The 288-nt window shown below is 63.9% G+C and carries 1 protein-coding gene; it reads left to right on the forward strand.

What is annotated here, in order from left to right; genetic code table 11:
* Nucleotides 1-89: 89 nt before the first annotated feature.
* Nucleotides 90-288: hypothetical protein (locus F8271_RS33720; protein WP_225854928.1), on the forward strand; the 199-nt coding region annotated here is incomplete at its 3' end.

Below are 288 nucleotides of genomic sequence, written 5' to 3' on the forward strand. Positions count from 1 at the left end.
CCGCAACGCCCGATCCGACGCCCACTGTCGCCGCCCGCCAGCCGGCACCTCAGGAATCTGCTTCTTCCCGCGCCCCATCGCAAACCTCCGTGATCAAGGTGTTGCGACGATCAGTTGAATTCGCCCTGGACTCCCCTGTCCGAGTGATGGACCAGTTTGCGCAGGTCAGCAACACGGCGCCGTCTTCGAGGCGCAGCATGGTGCGCGAAGATTCGGTGCTGGTTGGTGGTTGCGGTCCGCCGGTGTTCGGGTGGATCGTGATGGGGTTCGTCGTGGTCGACTCCGAAT

It is taken from the genome of Micromonospora sp. ALFpr18c, assembly GCF_008868155.1.
Classification (GTDB): Bacteria; Actinomycetota; Actinomycetes; order Mycobacteriales; family Micromonosporaceae; genus Micromonospora.